This is a genomic window from Enterococcus sp. AZ011 (assembly GCF_050548355.1).
Taxonomy (GTDB): Bacteria; Bacillota; Bacilli; order Lactobacillales; family Enterococcaceae; genus Enterococcus; species Enterococcus faecalis.
Genome location: NZ_CP172959.1, coordinates 676438 through 690721 on the forward strand (window position 1 = coordinate 676438; position 14284 = coordinate 690721).

At 37.3% G+C, this 14284-nt stretch carries 17 protein-coding genes and 1 other annotated feature; of the genes, 12 read left to right on the top strand and 5 right to left on the bottom strand.

What is annotated here, in order from left to right:
• Positions 1-222: 222 nt before the first annotated feature.
• Together IGL36_RS03280 and IGL36_RS03285 are read right to left on the bottom strand one after the other, a co-directional pair.
• Positions 223-858 carry a pentapeptide repeat-containing protein gene (locus IGL36_RS03280; RefSeq protein WP_002397946.1) on the bottom strand — a complete coding sequence of 212 codons (636 nt, stop codon included), beginning with the start codon at positions 856-858 and terminating at the stop codon, positions 223-225.
• Positions 855-1928, bottom strand: coding sequence for an FUSC family protein (locus tag IGL36_RS03285; RefSeq protein ID WP_002355782.1), 1074 nt, complete (start codon positions 1926-1928; stop codon positions 855-857). Before IGL36_RS03285 ends, IGL36_RS03280 begins: the two co-directional genes overlap by 4 nt.
• Before the next feature lie 243 nt (positions 1929-2171).
• Between IGL36_RS03285 and opp1A the strand changes: the two genes are divergently transcribed.
• A complete protein-coding gene (gene opp1A, locus IGL36_RS03290; protein ID WP_002381303.1) occupies positions 2172-3842 on the top strand; it encodes an oligopeptide ABC transporter substrate-binding protein Opp1A in 1671 nt (556 codons plus the stop codon).
• A 78-nt stretch (positions 3843-3920) separates the two neighbouring features.
• Here the strand turns inward: opp1A and IGL36_RS03295 are convergent, their stop codons facing one another.
• Positions 3921-4271 carry a DUF3899 domain-containing protein gene (locus IGL36_RS03295; protein WP_002355784.1) on the bottom strand — a complete coding sequence of 117 codons (351 nt, stop codon included), beginning with the start codon at positions 4269-4271 and terminating at the stop codon, positions 3921-3923.
• 90 nt (positions 4272-4361) lie between these two features.
• Between IGL36_RS03295 and opp1B the strand changes: the two genes are divergently transcribed.
• The 8 genes from opp1B (at position 4362) to rplT (ending at position 11145) form a co-directional block, all read left to right on the top strand.
• Positions 4362-5303, top strand: coding sequence for an oligopeptide ABC transporter permease Opp1B (gene opp1B, locus IGL36_RS03300; protein WP_002381304.1), 942 nt, complete (start codon positions 4362-4364; stop codon positions 5301-5303).
• Positions 5303-6355 carry an oligopeptide ABC transporter permease Opp1C gene (opp1C, locus tag IGL36_RS03305; RefSeq protein ID WP_002355787.1) on the top strand — a complete coding sequence of 351 codons (1053 nt, stop codon included), beginning with the start codon at positions 5303-5305 and terminating at the stop codon, positions 6353-6355. The genes opp1B and opp1C overlap by 1 nt, the downstream gene beginning before the upstream one ends.
• 9 nt (positions 6356-6364) lie before the next feature.
• Positions 6365-7423 carry an oligopeptide ABC transporter ATP-binding protein Opp1D gene (gene opp1D / locus IGL36_RS03310; RefSeq protein WP_002355794.1) on the top strand — a complete coding sequence of 353 codons (1059 nt, stop codon included), beginning with the start codon at positions 6365-6367 and terminating at the stop codon, positions 7421-7423.
• Positions 7423-8379: an oligopeptide ABC transporter ATP-binding protein Opp1F gene (opp1F, locus tag IGL36_RS03315; RefSeq protein WP_002361357.1), complete on the top strand. Its 957-nt coding sequence runs from the start codon at positions 7423-7425 to the stop codon at positions 8377-8379. The genes opp1D and opp1F overlap by 1 nt, the downstream gene beginning before the upstream one ends.
• Positions 8380-8419: 40 nt before the next feature.
• Positions 8420-9490 (top strand): RNA-guided endonuclease TnpB family protein, encoded by a 1071-nt coding sequence (locus IGL36_RS03320; RefSeq protein ID WP_002355796.1) that lies wholly within the window; start codon positions 8420-8422, stop codon positions 9488-9490.
• Between the two features lie 213 nt (positions 9491-9703).
• Positions 9704-9835 (top strand) — a sequence feature (ribosomal protein L20 leader region).
• Between the two features lie 54 nt (positions 9836-9889).
• On the top strand, positions 9890-10411 hold the full coding sequence (infC, locus tag IGL36_RS03325; protein ID WP_002355797.1) for a translation initiation factor IF-3: 522 nt from the start codon (positions 9890-9892) through the stop codon (positions 10409-10411).
• A gap of 113 nt (positions 10412-10524) precedes the next feature.
• Positions 10525-10725: a 50S ribosomal protein L35 gene (gene rpmI, locus IGL36_RS03330; RefSeq protein ID WP_002355798.1), complete on the top strand. Its 201-nt coding sequence runs from the start codon at positions 10525-10527 to the stop codon at positions 10723-10725.
• 60 nt (positions 10726-10785) lie between these two features.
• Positions 10786-11145, top strand: a complete 360-nt coding sequence (gene rplT / locus IGL36_RS03335) for a 50S ribosomal protein L20 (RefSeq protein WP_002355799.1) — start codon at positions 10786-10788, stop codon at positions 11143-11145.
• 45 nt (positions 11146-11190) lie between these two features.
• Here rplT and IGL36_RS03340 read toward each other — a convergent pair whose 3' ends face one another.
• The gene (locus tag IGL36_RS03340) at positions 11191-11571 is read right to left on the bottom strand and encodes an MmcQ/YjbR family DNA-binding protein (protein WP_002397944.1); all 381 of its coding nucleotides are present in this window, start codon (positions 11569-11571) and stop codon (positions 11191-11193) included.
• A gap of 67 nt (positions 11572-11638) precedes the next feature.
• Between IGL36_RS03340 and IGL36_RS03345 the strand changes: the two genes are divergently transcribed.
• The 3 genes from IGL36_RS03345 (at position 11639) to IGL36_RS03355 (ending at position 13093) form a co-directional block, all read left to right on the top strand.
• Positions 11639-11998 carry a DUF1304 domain-containing protein gene (locus IGL36_RS03345; RefSeq protein WP_002370721.1) on the top strand — a complete coding sequence of 120 codons (360 nt, stop codon included), beginning with the start codon at positions 11639-11641 and terminating at the stop codon, positions 11996-11998.
• A 67-nt stretch (positions 11999-12065) separates the two neighbouring features.
• Entirely contained in the window at positions 12066-12560 is a 495-nt protein-coding gene (locus IGL36_RS03350; protein WP_002397943.1) for a GNAT family N-acetyltransferase, read from the top strand.
• A gap of 17 nt (positions 12561-12577) precedes the next feature.
• A complete protein-coding gene (locus tag IGL36_RS03355) occupies positions 12578-13093 on the top strand; it encodes a GrpB family protein (RefSeq protein WP_002361365.1) in 516 nt (171 codons plus the stop codon).
• A 15-nt stretch (positions 13094-13108) separates the two neighbouring features.
• Here the strand turns inward: IGL36_RS03355 and IGL36_RS03360 are convergent, their stop codons facing one another.
• On the bottom strand, positions 13109-14284 hold the full coding sequence (locus tag IGL36_RS03360; RefSeq protein ID WP_002380126.1) for a SulP family inorganic anion transporter: 1176 nt from the start codon (positions 14282-14284) through the stop codon (positions 13109-13111).

A 14284-nucleotide genomic window follows, 5' to 3' on the forward strand; every position in this document is an offset into this window, starting at 1 on the left:
TCTTGGATTAGAAGAACGTTTGTCATAATCTCTTCATGATTTATAGGAAATGATTCCAAAAGTTTCTCTTGTTCCAAAAAAAGAGATTGCTTAACCTAAGATAGTTTACCTAAAAATAAGGCACAAGTAAAATGGTTCCGTTGGTTTTTCCAAAAAATTAATAACAATTTAATAAGAAAGAACCGACAGAACCAGTTATTCGGCTATTTTTTTAAAATTTTCTTAGGTAATCACCAAACCAAGGGCACTTGCCAAATAAATGGCTTGTTCAGGGGTGACTTTAAGACCTGATAAATAGTTTGGTGAGAAAGTCAAGCGTTCAAAGGTGTTTTGGGAAAAATCCAATCCTTTTAAAGAAGTATTTAGCCAATTACTTTCGGTTAAATCGCAAGCTTCTAGAAGGAGTTTCTTCCAGGTGACCTCGAAAAATTCACTTTCGACTAAACGAGTCTGATTAAAGTGAACAAGATTAAAATTTGCAAAACGAAAAGAAGCATAATCAGCTTTGCAATCCTCAAATAGACAATCTTTTAAATAGCTATCTGCAAAATTCGTTCCTGTCAAATTACAACGAAGGAAAGTCACTCGATGAAAACTTCCAGACAGCCATTCGATGTTAGAAAAATCGCAAGCTTCAAAACGCACATTACTACAATCAAAAGAAGCAAACTGGCCATTTGCTAATGAAAGATGATCGAAAACAGCATCCCGAAAGACTAAGTTACGAACTTCTTGATTCGGTAAATCAATCTGCTGATACAAATGATTTTCTAAGATTGCCTCATCTTCTAATTGACAGTTCGTTAATAGAGGAAGTTGTTCTGGTAGATTTGGTGGCAAGGGATAAGTTATTTTCATAAAACGCCTCTTTCTTCTTGTTGATTTTCAAAGGTTTCATCAATTGAGTAGGCCCGATTATAGAAACGTAGCGCAGTTGTGAAAACATAAGCGCCGGCAAAACCAAGTAAACTACCTAACACAATCCCGACTAATCGATAGTTTAAAAGATTACTAATGACTTGCTGTCGTGCAAGATTTGATAATAATAAGGACATCGGGGTAATAAAAAAGCTGGCAATCGCATAGTTTCTGTTAATGAATCCTTCAAAAGCTGCATATAGAATACTAATGATACCGATTGTTTGTAAAGGTGTAAAGGGAATCATTAATAAAATTGCAGAAAGCAACAACCCAAGACTCGTACCTAGAATCCGTTGCACATTTCGCTGCATCACAGAATGTAAATTTTCCCCTTGTAAAATGGCTGCGCAAGTAAACGTCATCCAATAAGCGTTGACTAAATGAAGCGATTGACTTAAATAAGCCGCTAAAAATAAAATGGCCGCATAATGCAAAGCATCTAATAAAGAAGCGGGATCAATATAAAGTCGTTCTTGAAGAGACATCCGTTTTTGAAAAACGTAGGGGCGCTTGTCGATGAAATGAAGCACAATGCCCATGATAATGCCGGTCACTACTCCTAAAAGAACAAAACTGGCCATGATGGGAATCTTATGTAAAGGAAAATTGTTGCTTGTTCCCATTGCGGTTGACATGATAACTAACAAAGCACCAGGCTTCTCAATGCCATACAATCTAAAAAGTAAGCGTGCAAGAAAAGCGACGATGGCAATTGTAATGGGAATCAACCAAGGTACATGGTGACTTAGCATTCCTAAGCTGTTGCCCAGAACAATAAAAAAGCCAACAATATTCAGTCTGCGCAATAATTGGGGCAAAGGAAGCGGCTGATAATAAATAAACGTATAAATGCCCATCGAGCCAAAGGTCCCAATGAGTAAATTATTGGAAAAATAACCAATTAATAATGGAATTGCCATACAAATTGCGACACCAACTAACCGAAATAATTCGTCATTTGCTTTATCAATAGCAAACAAATCCTTTAAAAACGTAGAATTTTTCATATTTTGTCACTCCTTTACTTCCTAATTTACCATAATGTTTAGAAAACTGACAAAAGAATTGCAATAAAAGACAGGAAGAAAAAGAGTGATTTCTGATAGGAAGAGAAGAAAAATTAAAAAAAGTTAACATTTTGACTTGCAATTTTAATATGAAAAATGTAAGATATATTCCATAGCAATAAATAATTATTAAATTCTGATTTTTCAGAAAATACAGATTGTATTATTTTAGGAGGCAACACTATGAAATTGAAAAAGTCATTAACATTCGGTGTGATTACATTATTTAGCGTAACAACTTTAGCGGCTTGTGGAGGCGGCGGAACGTCAGATAGCTCAAGCGCGTCTGGTGGCGGTAAGGCAAGTGGCGAACAAGTTTTACGTGTCACAGAACAACAAGAAATGCCAACAGCTGATTTATCACTAGCAACAGACAGAATTAGTTTTATTGCATTAAATAATGTATATGAAGGAATTTATCGTTTAGACAAAGATAACAAAGTCCAACCTGCAGGTGCAGCGGAAAAAGCAGAAGTTTCTGAAGATGGACTAACATACAAAATTAAATTAAACAAAGATGCAAAATGGTCAGACGGTAAACCAGTGACTGCGAATGACTATGTTTACGGATGGCAACGAACAGTTGATCCAGCGACAGCTTCTGAATATGCTTATCTGTATGCCTCTGTAAAAAATGGTGATGCCATTGCTAAAGGGGAAAAAGATAAATCAGAATTAGGAATTAAAGCAGTCAGTGATACAGAATTAGAAATCACCTTAGAAAAAGCAACACCATACTTTGATTACTTATTAGCTTTCCCATCATTCTTCCCGCAACGTCAAGATATTGTGGAAAAATATGGTAAAAATTATGCATCAAACAGCGAAAGTGCTGTCTACAATGGGCCATTCGTCTTAGACGGCTTTGATGGTCCTGGTACAGATACAAAATGGTCATTCAAGAAAAACGATCAATATTGGGATAAAGACACAGTGAAACTGGACTCAGTAGATGTGAATGTTGTGAAAGAATCACCAACCGCGTTGAACTTGTTCCAAGATGGACAAACAGACGATGTCGTTCTTTCTGGTGAATTAGCCCAACAAATGGCCAATGACCCAGCTTTTGTTAGTCAAAAAGAAGCATCAACACAATATATGGAACTAAATCAACGTGATGAAAAATCACCATTTAGAAATGCAAACTTACGTAAAGCAATTTCTTACTCAATCGACCGTAAAGCGTTAGTTGAATCAATCTTAGGGGATGGTTCTATCGAGCCGAACGGTTTAGTACCAGCAGATATGGCAAAAGACCCAAGTGGCGGCAAAGACTTTGCTAAAGAAGCAGGTAGTCAAATTGAATATGATACGAAAAAAGCTAAAGAATACTGGGAAAAAGCGAAAAAAGAATTGGGGATTTCAACCTTAACAATGGATATTCTTTCTTCAGATGCAGATTCTTCTAAGAAAACAGTTGAATTTGTTCAAGGGTCAATTCAAGATGCTTTAGATGGTGTGAAGGTAACGGTTAGTCCGGTTCCATTCTCCGTTCGTTTAGATCGTTCAAACAAAGGCGACTTTGATGCAGTAATCGGTGGTTGGAGTGCTGACTATGCTGATCCAAGTAGTTTCTTAGACTTATTTGCTTCAGATAACTCATATAACCGTGGACGTTATAACAATCCAGAGTTTGACAAGTTCGTGAAAGCTGCAAGTAGTGCAGATGCGACAGATCCTGAAAAACGTTGGGATGATATGTTAAATGCAGAGAAAACGATTATGGGAGACATGGGTGTGGTACCATTATTCCAAAAATCAGAAGCGCATTTACGTGCTGAAAAAGTCAAAGATGTCGCAGTTCATCCTGCTGGCGCAACGTATGACTACAAATGGGCATACATTTCAGAATAACCTGACAAAAGATCGATAGCAAACAAAAAAGGACCTTTGCCATGGAATAAAAGGCAACGGTCCTCTTGCTATCTTGTCTTAGACCAAGTAAAATAGTAGAAAGCCTAAAGACAGAATCAGTAAGATGCCCCCAGTTTTTAGCCAGAAAGAGCGATGTGCATCGCCAATGACTGAAAGCGGGATAAACTCTTTCGGTTCATTTTTCTTTTTAAAACGAAACGCGTTTTTCATTGAGCGCTGAAAGTTATCGAAAAAGCCAGAGGACATAATCCATAAAGCAATGCCGATAATTAAAAAGAAAAGCGAAACGATAAAGAAGGTATCTGATAATGAGGAGGTAGTGATAGGTTCTTTACTTATTAATAAGTAAAGAAAAATGCCGATACTGGAAATAACGGCTGTAATAATTGGCCATTTAAAAGTTTTCATGTGTTCACCCTATCTATTATTGTGGTCTATCTAGTCATTACTTTAACGAAAATAACTGAGGAAGTCAAAAAAATCTCGGAGGTGTCATTATTGAATAGTTTTGGAAAATATTTTCTTAAACGGATCTTTTTCATGATTATCACTTTGTGGTTAATCGCAACGATTACGTTTTTCTTAATGCAATTATTACCAGGTACGCCTTATACCAACCAAGAAAAACTTAGTCCAGAAACAATCGCTATGTTGAATAAACAATCTGGCTTAGATAAACCAGTGATTGTTCAATACGGAATTTACTTAAAGAACCTGGTAACAGGAGACTTTGGTATTTCATTCCAATTTAAAAACCAACCTGTTGCTAAGTTATTAGCTGGTCGAATTGGACCATCCCTTCAACTGGGTGGACAAGCGATTATCTTTGGTACGTTAGTCGGTATTTTATTGGGGATTATCGCAGCGATGCGTCAAAATACTTGGGTAGATACGTTGGCAACATTGTTAGCCATTTTAGGTCGTTCTATTCCAAACTTTGTTTTCGCGGTATTATTACAATACATTTTTGCAATGAAATTAAGAATCTTACCAATTGCTATGTGGAATGGTTTTGCATACACAATCTTGCCAACTATTGCCTTGGCAATGAGTCCAATGGCCGATTCGGCTAGGTTTATTCGAACCGAGATGGTAGAGGTCTTGCATAGTGATTATGTCGAATTAGCCAAAGCAAAAGGCTTGAGTCGCTGGCAAGTTGCATTCCGCCACGGGTTAAGAAACAGTTTAATTCCATTGATTACCTTATTAGGACCTTTAGCCGTTGGTTTAATGACAGGTTCTTTAGTAGTAGAAAATATTTTTGCCATCCCTGGAATTGGGGAACAGTTTGTAAAATCAATTATGACAAACGACTATCCAACAATTATGGCAGTAACTATTTTGTATTCAACAATGTTAGTTGTTGTAATTCTGATTGTTGACTTACTTTATGGTTTAATTGATCCAAGAATTCGCGTATCAGGAGGTGCAAAAGGCTAATGGAAACAGTCAATAAAAATAATCTACCACAAGCGATTAAAGATATTCCGGCAGATGAGTTTCAGCCTCTAAACACTTCAACTCTAAAAGAAAGAGAGCGTATTGCCACACCGTCTTTAAGTTTCTTACAAGACTCATGGCGTCGTTTGAAAAAGAATAAAGCTGCAGTTATCTCAATGAGTTTCTTAGCAGTTATTATCTTTATCTCTATTATTACCATTTGGGTTTCACCACATAACCCAACGAAACAAAATGTTTCTTACATTAACTTACCACCACGAATTCCTGGCTTGGAAAGCGTGAATGGTTTAAATGGTAAAACAACAGTTGCTGGTCAATTAGTTGATAAATATGCACAAGCAAACGTTCCAGATAACGTAAACTTTTATCTAGGAACAGATGGTTTAGGTCGTGATGTCCTAAGTCGTTTATTTATGGGAACACGTATTTCCTTATTAATTGCGTTTATCGCGGCGATTCTAGATATTACGATTGGGGTAACGTATGGACTGATTTCCGGGTTAGTCGGCGGTCGTGTCGATACAGTGATGCAACGTATTTTAGAAGTTCTTTCTGGTATTCCTAACTTAGTTGTTATGATCTTGATGCTAACAGTCTTTGATCCAGGGATTGTTTCGATTGTTTTAGCCATGGTTATTACAAACTGGATATCAATGGCCAGGATTGTGCGAGCCCAGACCATGAAACTAAAAGACCAAGAGTTTGTCATGGCAGCAGAAACATTGGGCGAATCTCGTTGGAAAATTGCTATTAAACATATTTTACCGAATATCTCAAGTGTCATTATTGTCCAAATGATGTTCAGTATCCCATCGGCAATTTTCTTTGAAGCGTTCCTAAGTTTTATTGGGTTAGGCTTACGTCCACCAACCGCATCTTTAGGAACCTTGTTAAACGAAGGATACAAAACTTTCCGTTTCCTTCCATATTTAATGTGGATTCCAGCGGCAACACTTTCAGTTATCATGATTTGTTTCAACTTGTTAGCTGATGGTTTACGTGACGCATTTGATCCTAAGATGAAAGAGTAAGAGTGGTGAATGACTATGGAAAAAGTATTAGAAGTTAAAGACTTAAGAATCTCCTTTGATACGTTTGCAGGTAAAGTCAACGCCATTCGTGGTGTGAGTTTTGATCTTTATAAAGGTGAAACGTTAGCCATCGTAGGTGAATCAGGGAGTGGTAAATCTGTTACAACTCGCAGTATTATGCGTTTGTTGAGCAGTAATGCCAATATTGATAACGGGGAAATTTTGTTTAAAGGGCAAGATATTGTTCATAAAACAGAAAAACAAATGCAAGCCATTCGTGGTAAAGAAATCGCAATGATTTTCCAAGATCCGATGACTTCATTAGACCCAACGATGCCAATTGGCAAACAAGTGGCGGAATCATTAATCAAACATAATAAAGTCTCAAAAAAAGAAGGCTTAGCGCAAGCATTAGAATTACTAAAATTAGTCGGCATTCCTAATGCTGAAAAACGTTTGAAAAACTATCCGCACCAATTTTCTGGTGGACAACGTCAACGGATTGTCATTGCAATTGCTTTAATTTGTTATCCAGAAGTTCTAATTGCAGATGAACCAACTACAGCGTTGGATGTAACCATCCAAGCACAAATTTTAGAGTTATTAAAAGACTTACAAGAAAAAATTAGCACTTCGATTATTTTCATTACCCATGATTTAGGGGTAGTAGCGAACGTGGCTGACCGTGTCGCTGTCATGTACGGTGGACGTCTGGTTGAAGTGGGAACAGCAGAAGAAATTTTCTATAATCCACAACATCCATATACTTGGGGACTTTTAGGGTCAATGCCAACGATGGAAGGAACAGAAGACAAACTTTATGCGATTCCAGGTTCACCTCCAGATTTATTAGATCCACCAACTGGAGATGCCTTCTATCCACGGAATGAGTTTGCTTTAAAAATTGATACAGAAAAAGAACCACCTTATTTTGAAGTATCACCGACACACAAAGCAGCAACGTGGTTATTAGCACCACAAGCACCAAAAGTTACGCCTCCAGCAGAGATTGTTCGTCGTTGGGCAATTTATGCAGAGCGTCAAAAAAATCCAGGAGGTAGTAATTAATGGCAGAAGAGAAAAAAGTCCTATTAGAAGTCACTGGTTTGAAACAGTATTTCAATGTTGGTCGTAAAGACGAAGTAAAAGCCATTGATGACATTAGTTTTCATATTTTTGAAGGCGAAACCTTTGGATTAGTTGGCGAATCAGGAAGTGGAAAATCAACAACTGGTCGCAGTGTCATTCGTTTATATGATCCAACTGCTGGTGAAATTCTTTTCGATGGAAAAGACATTAGCAAAATTAAATCAAAAGCGGACATGCAAGCATTCCGCCGCGATGTTCAAATGATCTTCCAAGATCCATATGCTTCATTGAATCCAAGAATGAAAGTCAATGATATTATTGCTGAAGGAATCGATGTCAATGGATTAGCTAAAACACCAAAAGAGCGGGAAGAAAAAGTCAATGAACTTTTAAAAACGGTGGGATTAAATCCAAGTCACAGTACGCGTTATCCTCATGAGTTTTCTGGTGGGCAACGTCAACGGATTGGGATTGCTCGTGCTTTAGCGGTTAATCCACGTTTCATTATCTGTGATGAGCCGATTTCGGCTTTGGATGTGTCGATTCAAGCTCAAGTAGTAAACTTATTACAAGATTTACAAAAAGAACAAGGCTTAACTTACTTGTTTATTGCACATGACTTATCGATGGTAAAACATATCAGTGACCGAATTGGCGTAATGCACAGTGGGAAATTATTGGAAATGGGCACAAGTGATGATGTCTATAATTTCGGCGTTCATCCTTATACAGAAAGTTTACTTTCTGCGATTCCATTACCAGATCCAGACTATGAACGCACACGTAAACGGATCGTTTACCAGCCTGCAGCGGCAGATGGGAAAGATCGTGAGCTCCGTGAAATTCTCAATGGACACTATGTTTATTGTGCTGAAGACGAAGTTGCAATGTACCGTGAAAAAATTGAAGAGAAGAAAAGAAAAGCTGGTTTATAACCAGCTTCTTTTCTAACTATCTTGGTAGGGTGGTTATGAGATGAAGGCTCTGAAAGCTTATAAATACAGACTTTATCCAACCTCAAAACAAGAAGAGTTTATTCAAAAAACATTTTCTTGTGTTCGATTGGTGTATAATTTAATGTTACAAGACCGGATTGATATCTACAAAGAGATGCGAAAAAATCCTCAACAAACGTTTAAAATGCCAACGCCAGCTAAATATAAGAAACAATACCCTGTCCTCAGAGAAGTTGATAGTTTAGCCTTGGCAAATGCACAAGTTTATTTGGATCGAGCCTTTAAAAATTTTTATCGGGAAAAAGGGATGGGATTTCCAAAAAAGAAAAAGAAAGAAACGGTGCATTCCTACACTACGAACAATCAACATGGCACGGTCAAAATTTTGGATAATCGTTATTTGAAAGTACCTAAATTGAAATCTTTAATTAAAATGAAGGTACACCGCCAACCGCTGGGGGAGATAAAATCTGTAACTATTTCTATGAGTGCGAGTCACAATTATTATGTTTCCATTTTGTGTGAAGCGCCGATTGAAACGAAAACAAAGCAACAAAAAATGGTGGGAATTTGTAGCAGTAGGGAAAAATTTGCGCTGCTTTCGAATGGTGAAAGCTTCGAAAAAAGCTATTGTTCAAAGCATTTAAAGCAAAAACTACGTCAAGAAGAACGAAAATTAAACAAGCGTAAAATGATTGCTTTAGAAAAAGGTGTCGATCTTTCGCAAGCAAAAAATTATCAAAAACAAAAAATAAAAGTCGCAAAAATTCGCGAAAAAATAGCCAACCAACGGACGGATATTTTAAACAAAATTACAACGGAATTGGTTTCAAGTTACGATGTTATTTGTATTGAAAAAGCCCATCACAGTAATGAGCGGCCGCCAAAACATGATCGTTCTGAACTAGCTTGGTCTTTATTTTTAGCTAAACTGTTGTATAAAGCACAATGGTATGGCAAAGAACTCATTTGTATTGAGTCAGAGGAGATCGAAACAGAGTTGTCTTTTTCTGAAAGTACAGAAAATTCAGAGTATCTTAGAAGCCAAAAAATCTTAGAACGTGGCTTGTCTAAACGAGAAACCTTATAAATAGAAGAACTGTAGGGACTACAGGGATCGCCTAGGGGATAGAAAATGTACACCATGTGTTGAACCATTTGTTTCTAGGAAGTCACATTGGGACAGTCCACTAATTATTAATGATCAAAATACGAGTTCAAACGAATCTAGTGCTAGATTCGTTTTTTTTTGAGGAAATATATTGACAACTAGGATAATCTAAGGTAAACTAGTGAAGTTGAGAAATGAAAGCAGAAGCACCCGCTTCTCGCCTTAGTTGAGTATATCGCTGGGCTAGATAAAGTATTCCTTATTTTTTTAAGTAAGGCAGACTGTTGGCGGGTTCTGGATAGGAACCTGTTTTTTTATTGCATTTAGCAAACAAAGCAGACTTCCGTTAGGATTTTCTCTTAAAAATTTTGGAGGTGAATGACCATAGCAAAGGATATGATGGTTAACGACGGCATTCGTGCACGCGAGTTACGTTTGATCGGACAAGATGGTGAACAATTAGGTGTAAAAACCAAAGCAGAAGCATTACAAATCGCTGAATCTGCAAACTTGGATTTAGTACTTGTAGCGCCAGGAGCGAAACCACCAGTTGCGCGAATTATGGATTATGGAAAATTCCGTTTCGAACAACAAAAGAAAGAGCGTGAAGCTCGCAAGAAACAAAAAGTGATCAACGTCAAAGAAGTTCGTTTAAGTCCAACAATTGACGTAAATGACTTCAATACAAAACTTCGTAATGCGCGTAAGTTCTTAGAAAAAGGAGACAAAGTGAAAGCTTCTATCCGTTTCAAAGGCCGTGCCATTACCCATAAAGAGATTGGTCAGAAAGTTCTTGATCGCTTAGCTGAAGAAACTGCGGACATCGCCACAGTGGAACAAAAAGCGAAAATGGACGGACGCAGCATGTTTCTAACGCTGGCACCGAAAAACGACAAGTAAACGAAGAGACCGAACATTCGGACTTTTGGTAATTTCTACAAGAAGGATATTCGACAGTTGTGACTGTTAGAGTCTTTCACTTGAAGCAAAGATTTTGAGGAGGAAAATTAGTCATGCCAAAACAAAAAACACACCGCGGATTAGCAAAACGTGTAAAACGTACTGGTGGAGGCGGCTTAAAACGTGGCCGTGCCTTTACATCTCACCGTTTCCACGGTAAAACTAAAAAACAACGCCGTCAATTGCGTAAAGCAAGCATGGTTGCAAAAGGCGATTACAAACGTATCCGCCAACAATTAGCAAGAATGAAATAAAACAACTCGGTGACTTTTAGATTACCGTCAAGAGAAACAAGATATTAGGAGGAATTCAACATGGCACGTGTTAAAGGTGGAACAGTAACCCGTAAACGTCGTAAAAAAGTCCTTAAGTTAGCGAAAGGCTACTACGGATCAAAACATACTTTATTTAAATCAGCAAAAGAACAAGTAATGAACTCTTATTACTATGCATTCAGAGACCGTCGTCAAAAGAAACGTGACTTCCGTAAATTATGGATTGCACGTATCAACGCGGCAGCTCGCATGAATGGCTTAAGCTATTCTAAATTAATGCACGGTTTGAAATTGGCAGAGATTGATATCAACCGCAAAATGTTAGCTGACTTAGCCGTTAACGATGCAGCAGCATTTACAGCGTTAGCTGAACAAGCAAAAGACGCTTTAAGCAAATAAGCTTAAATAATCTTTCACACCCTACTCATTGAGTAGGGTGTTTTTTTAATAACTCCGTTGGTAACTTTCATCTATAAATGAAAAAATTTGTGAGAGCGGAATTTCTTCAGAAAGACTTAACCAATGCTCTTTATTCATATGATAGGCAGGAAAATAGCCAGGTTGGTTCTTTAATAAGGCAATCAATTCAGGCGCAAGTTTAACGGTTAAAATAGTGAGCTGCTTATTCTCGGTAGCGCCGAGCAGTTGTGCATCCAGTGGCATAATTAAAGCAAACCATTTTGCATTTCTAGGATGACGAAAGACGAGATAGTCTGGGTGTTTTTCAAAAGGAAAATCGGGCGTTATCTGATAACGTTCTTGGATATAGGCGCTAATAGTTTCTTGAAAAGTCATAGGTTTCTTCCTTTCGTTAAGGCTAGGCATATCTATTTACATCATAGCAAAAATTACATAAAATTACTTCGTTCAAAGGAATGGGAGGAGGGAGCAGATGACATTAATTTCAACAATTTTAGTAACCTTGGTGGCTGTAGAATTTTTCTACATTATGTATTTAGAAACGATTGTACCAACATCTGAGACAACAAGCCGTGTTTTTAAAATGGATAAGCAAGAGTTACAAAGAAAATCAGTGACTACATTGTTTAAAAATCAAGGAATCTATAATGGACTAATCGGTGCAGGACTTATTTATAGTGTCTATTTTGCGCAAGCAACGATGGAGATGACAAAATTTTTATTGATTTATATTATTTTAGTGGCGGCGTACGGTAGCTTAACTAGTGATAAAAAAATCATTTTAACACAAGGCGGTTTAGCTATCGTGGCTTTGCTTAGTTTACTCGTTTAGCCATCAGAGTTAATAGAGAGAGACAGTCAAATCGACAGAAAAAACACGGTTGATTTGACTATTTTTTATGGAATTGAGAGAGACAAAATGTGGTATACTTTTTTTATTAGATAGGGAGGAATTAAAAATGCTGAACCAAAAAGAAGTAAAAAAAACCGATTATCCTCAATTAATTTCTCTATGGCGCTCTTCAGTAGAAGCTACTCATTTGTTTTTGAGTCAGGCAGATATTGATAAAATCGAAGTGGTTTTACCTGATTATTTTCAACAAGTTCAATTAAGTATGTGGTTAAATGAAGAACAGAAATGTGTGGGTTTTAGTGGAACAAATCAACAAACTTTGGAAATGTTATTTATTGACCCAGTCTATTTTCGTAAAGGCTATGGTGGAGAAATTATCCAAAAGTTAATAGAGCAAGAATCAATTGTCTTTGTTGATGCTAATAAACAAAATGAAGGGGCAGTGAAGTTCTATCAATCTCAAGGATTTCAAGTAATTGGTGAATCAAAGGAAGATCCTCAAGGAAATCCATTTCCTATTTTACATATGAAACGGATATAGAAAAGAAGGGAGAAGCCATGCGAGTAATCGTTACAGAATACCAACCAGCTTGGGTGGAACAGTTTGAAGAAGAAGCCCAAGCGTTGAAACAGATTCTAAAGGAAAATTGTCTTAAAGTTGAACATATCGGTAGCACATCTGTGCCTAATTTAGCAGCCAAACCAATTATTGATTTTTTGGTTATTGTTGAAGAAATTGAAAAAGTAGACCTGTTACAAGGGGAATTTGAAAGAATCGGTTATGAATATATGGGGGAATTTGGACTATCAGGACGTCGTTATTTACGAAAAGGCCCGATAAAAAGAACACACCATGTGCATATTTATCAGTTTGACAATACGCAAGAAATTTTGCGCCATCTTGCTTTTCGAAATTATTTACGAGAAAATCCGGCAATTGCTACAACCTATGGTACATTAAAAAAGCAATTGGCCCAAGCACACCCCGATAGCATTGATAAATATATGGATGGCAAAGATGCGTTCATTAAGAAAATAGAAAAAGAAGCGTTGAAGAAATATTGGGAAAAATAAAAAAAGTTGCTAAAGCTAGCAACTTTTTTTTGGTTCTTTTTTGAAAAAATGATAAAGAAGACCACTTAAAAGAACACCTAGAATAATTCCAATCGCTAAATTATGCGTATAGACGATCACACCCACTGTCACGAGTAAAATAACAATTTCAGTAATTTCAAAAGTTCGGAAAAGCTGCAAACTTTCCCAATCAAAGGTGTCGACTGCCACCGTCATCATGATCCCAATCAATGCAGCTGTAGGAATGGCTACCATCACGGATTTAAAAACAAAAATGAATAGAAGGAGGGTAATACCTGAAATCAAAGTAGAAAGCCGTTTTCGTCCCCCTGATTTAACATTAATGACCGCTTGCCCGATCATCGCACAGCCAGCTTGGCCACCAAAAAAGCCGGTAATTATATTAGCGAATCCTTGCGCCTTAACTTCTCGTTGGCTATCACTTTGGCTCGCTGTCATTTTGTCCACAATGGGGATCGTCAATAAAGATTCAATTAACCCGACCATTGCTAAGGCAACAGAACTAGGTAAAATAATCCACAACGTTTCTAAGTTGACGGGTACATTAGGCCAACGGATCGCTGGATGAAACTGACTCATTTCACCAAGATCACCTACCGTTTGTAAATGACCTTTTAAAAAATAGGACAGGATAGTCATGAATAAAATAACAATTAACGCAGGAGGCACAATTGTAATAAACTTAGGTAATAGATAAATAAGTAAGATACTACAGATAATCATGCCGTAGGACCACAGTGTTTGATGAGGCAATTGTTGTACTTGCGCCATGAAAATTAAAATAGCTAACGCATTGACGAATCCGTACATCACTGTCTTGGGAATAAAGCGCATCAATTTATGGATACCTAAATAACCTAAAATAAATTGCAGAAAGCCTGTTAAAATAGTCGCAGCAAGCATGTATGACAAACCATGTGCTTGAATTAAGCCTGCAAGGACTAAGGCCATTGAACCAGCAGACGCCGAAACCATTGCCGGACGGCCGCCCGTAAAAGTAATTACAAGTAAAGTAACTGCTGAAGCAAACACTGCAGAAAGCGGGTGAACACCAGCAATAATCGCAAACCCGATTACTTCTGGTAAAATGGCGACAGAAGAAACGAGACCCGCAAATAGATCATTTCGTTCATTGCCTAACCATTCGCTTTTTTTAATACTAAATAACAT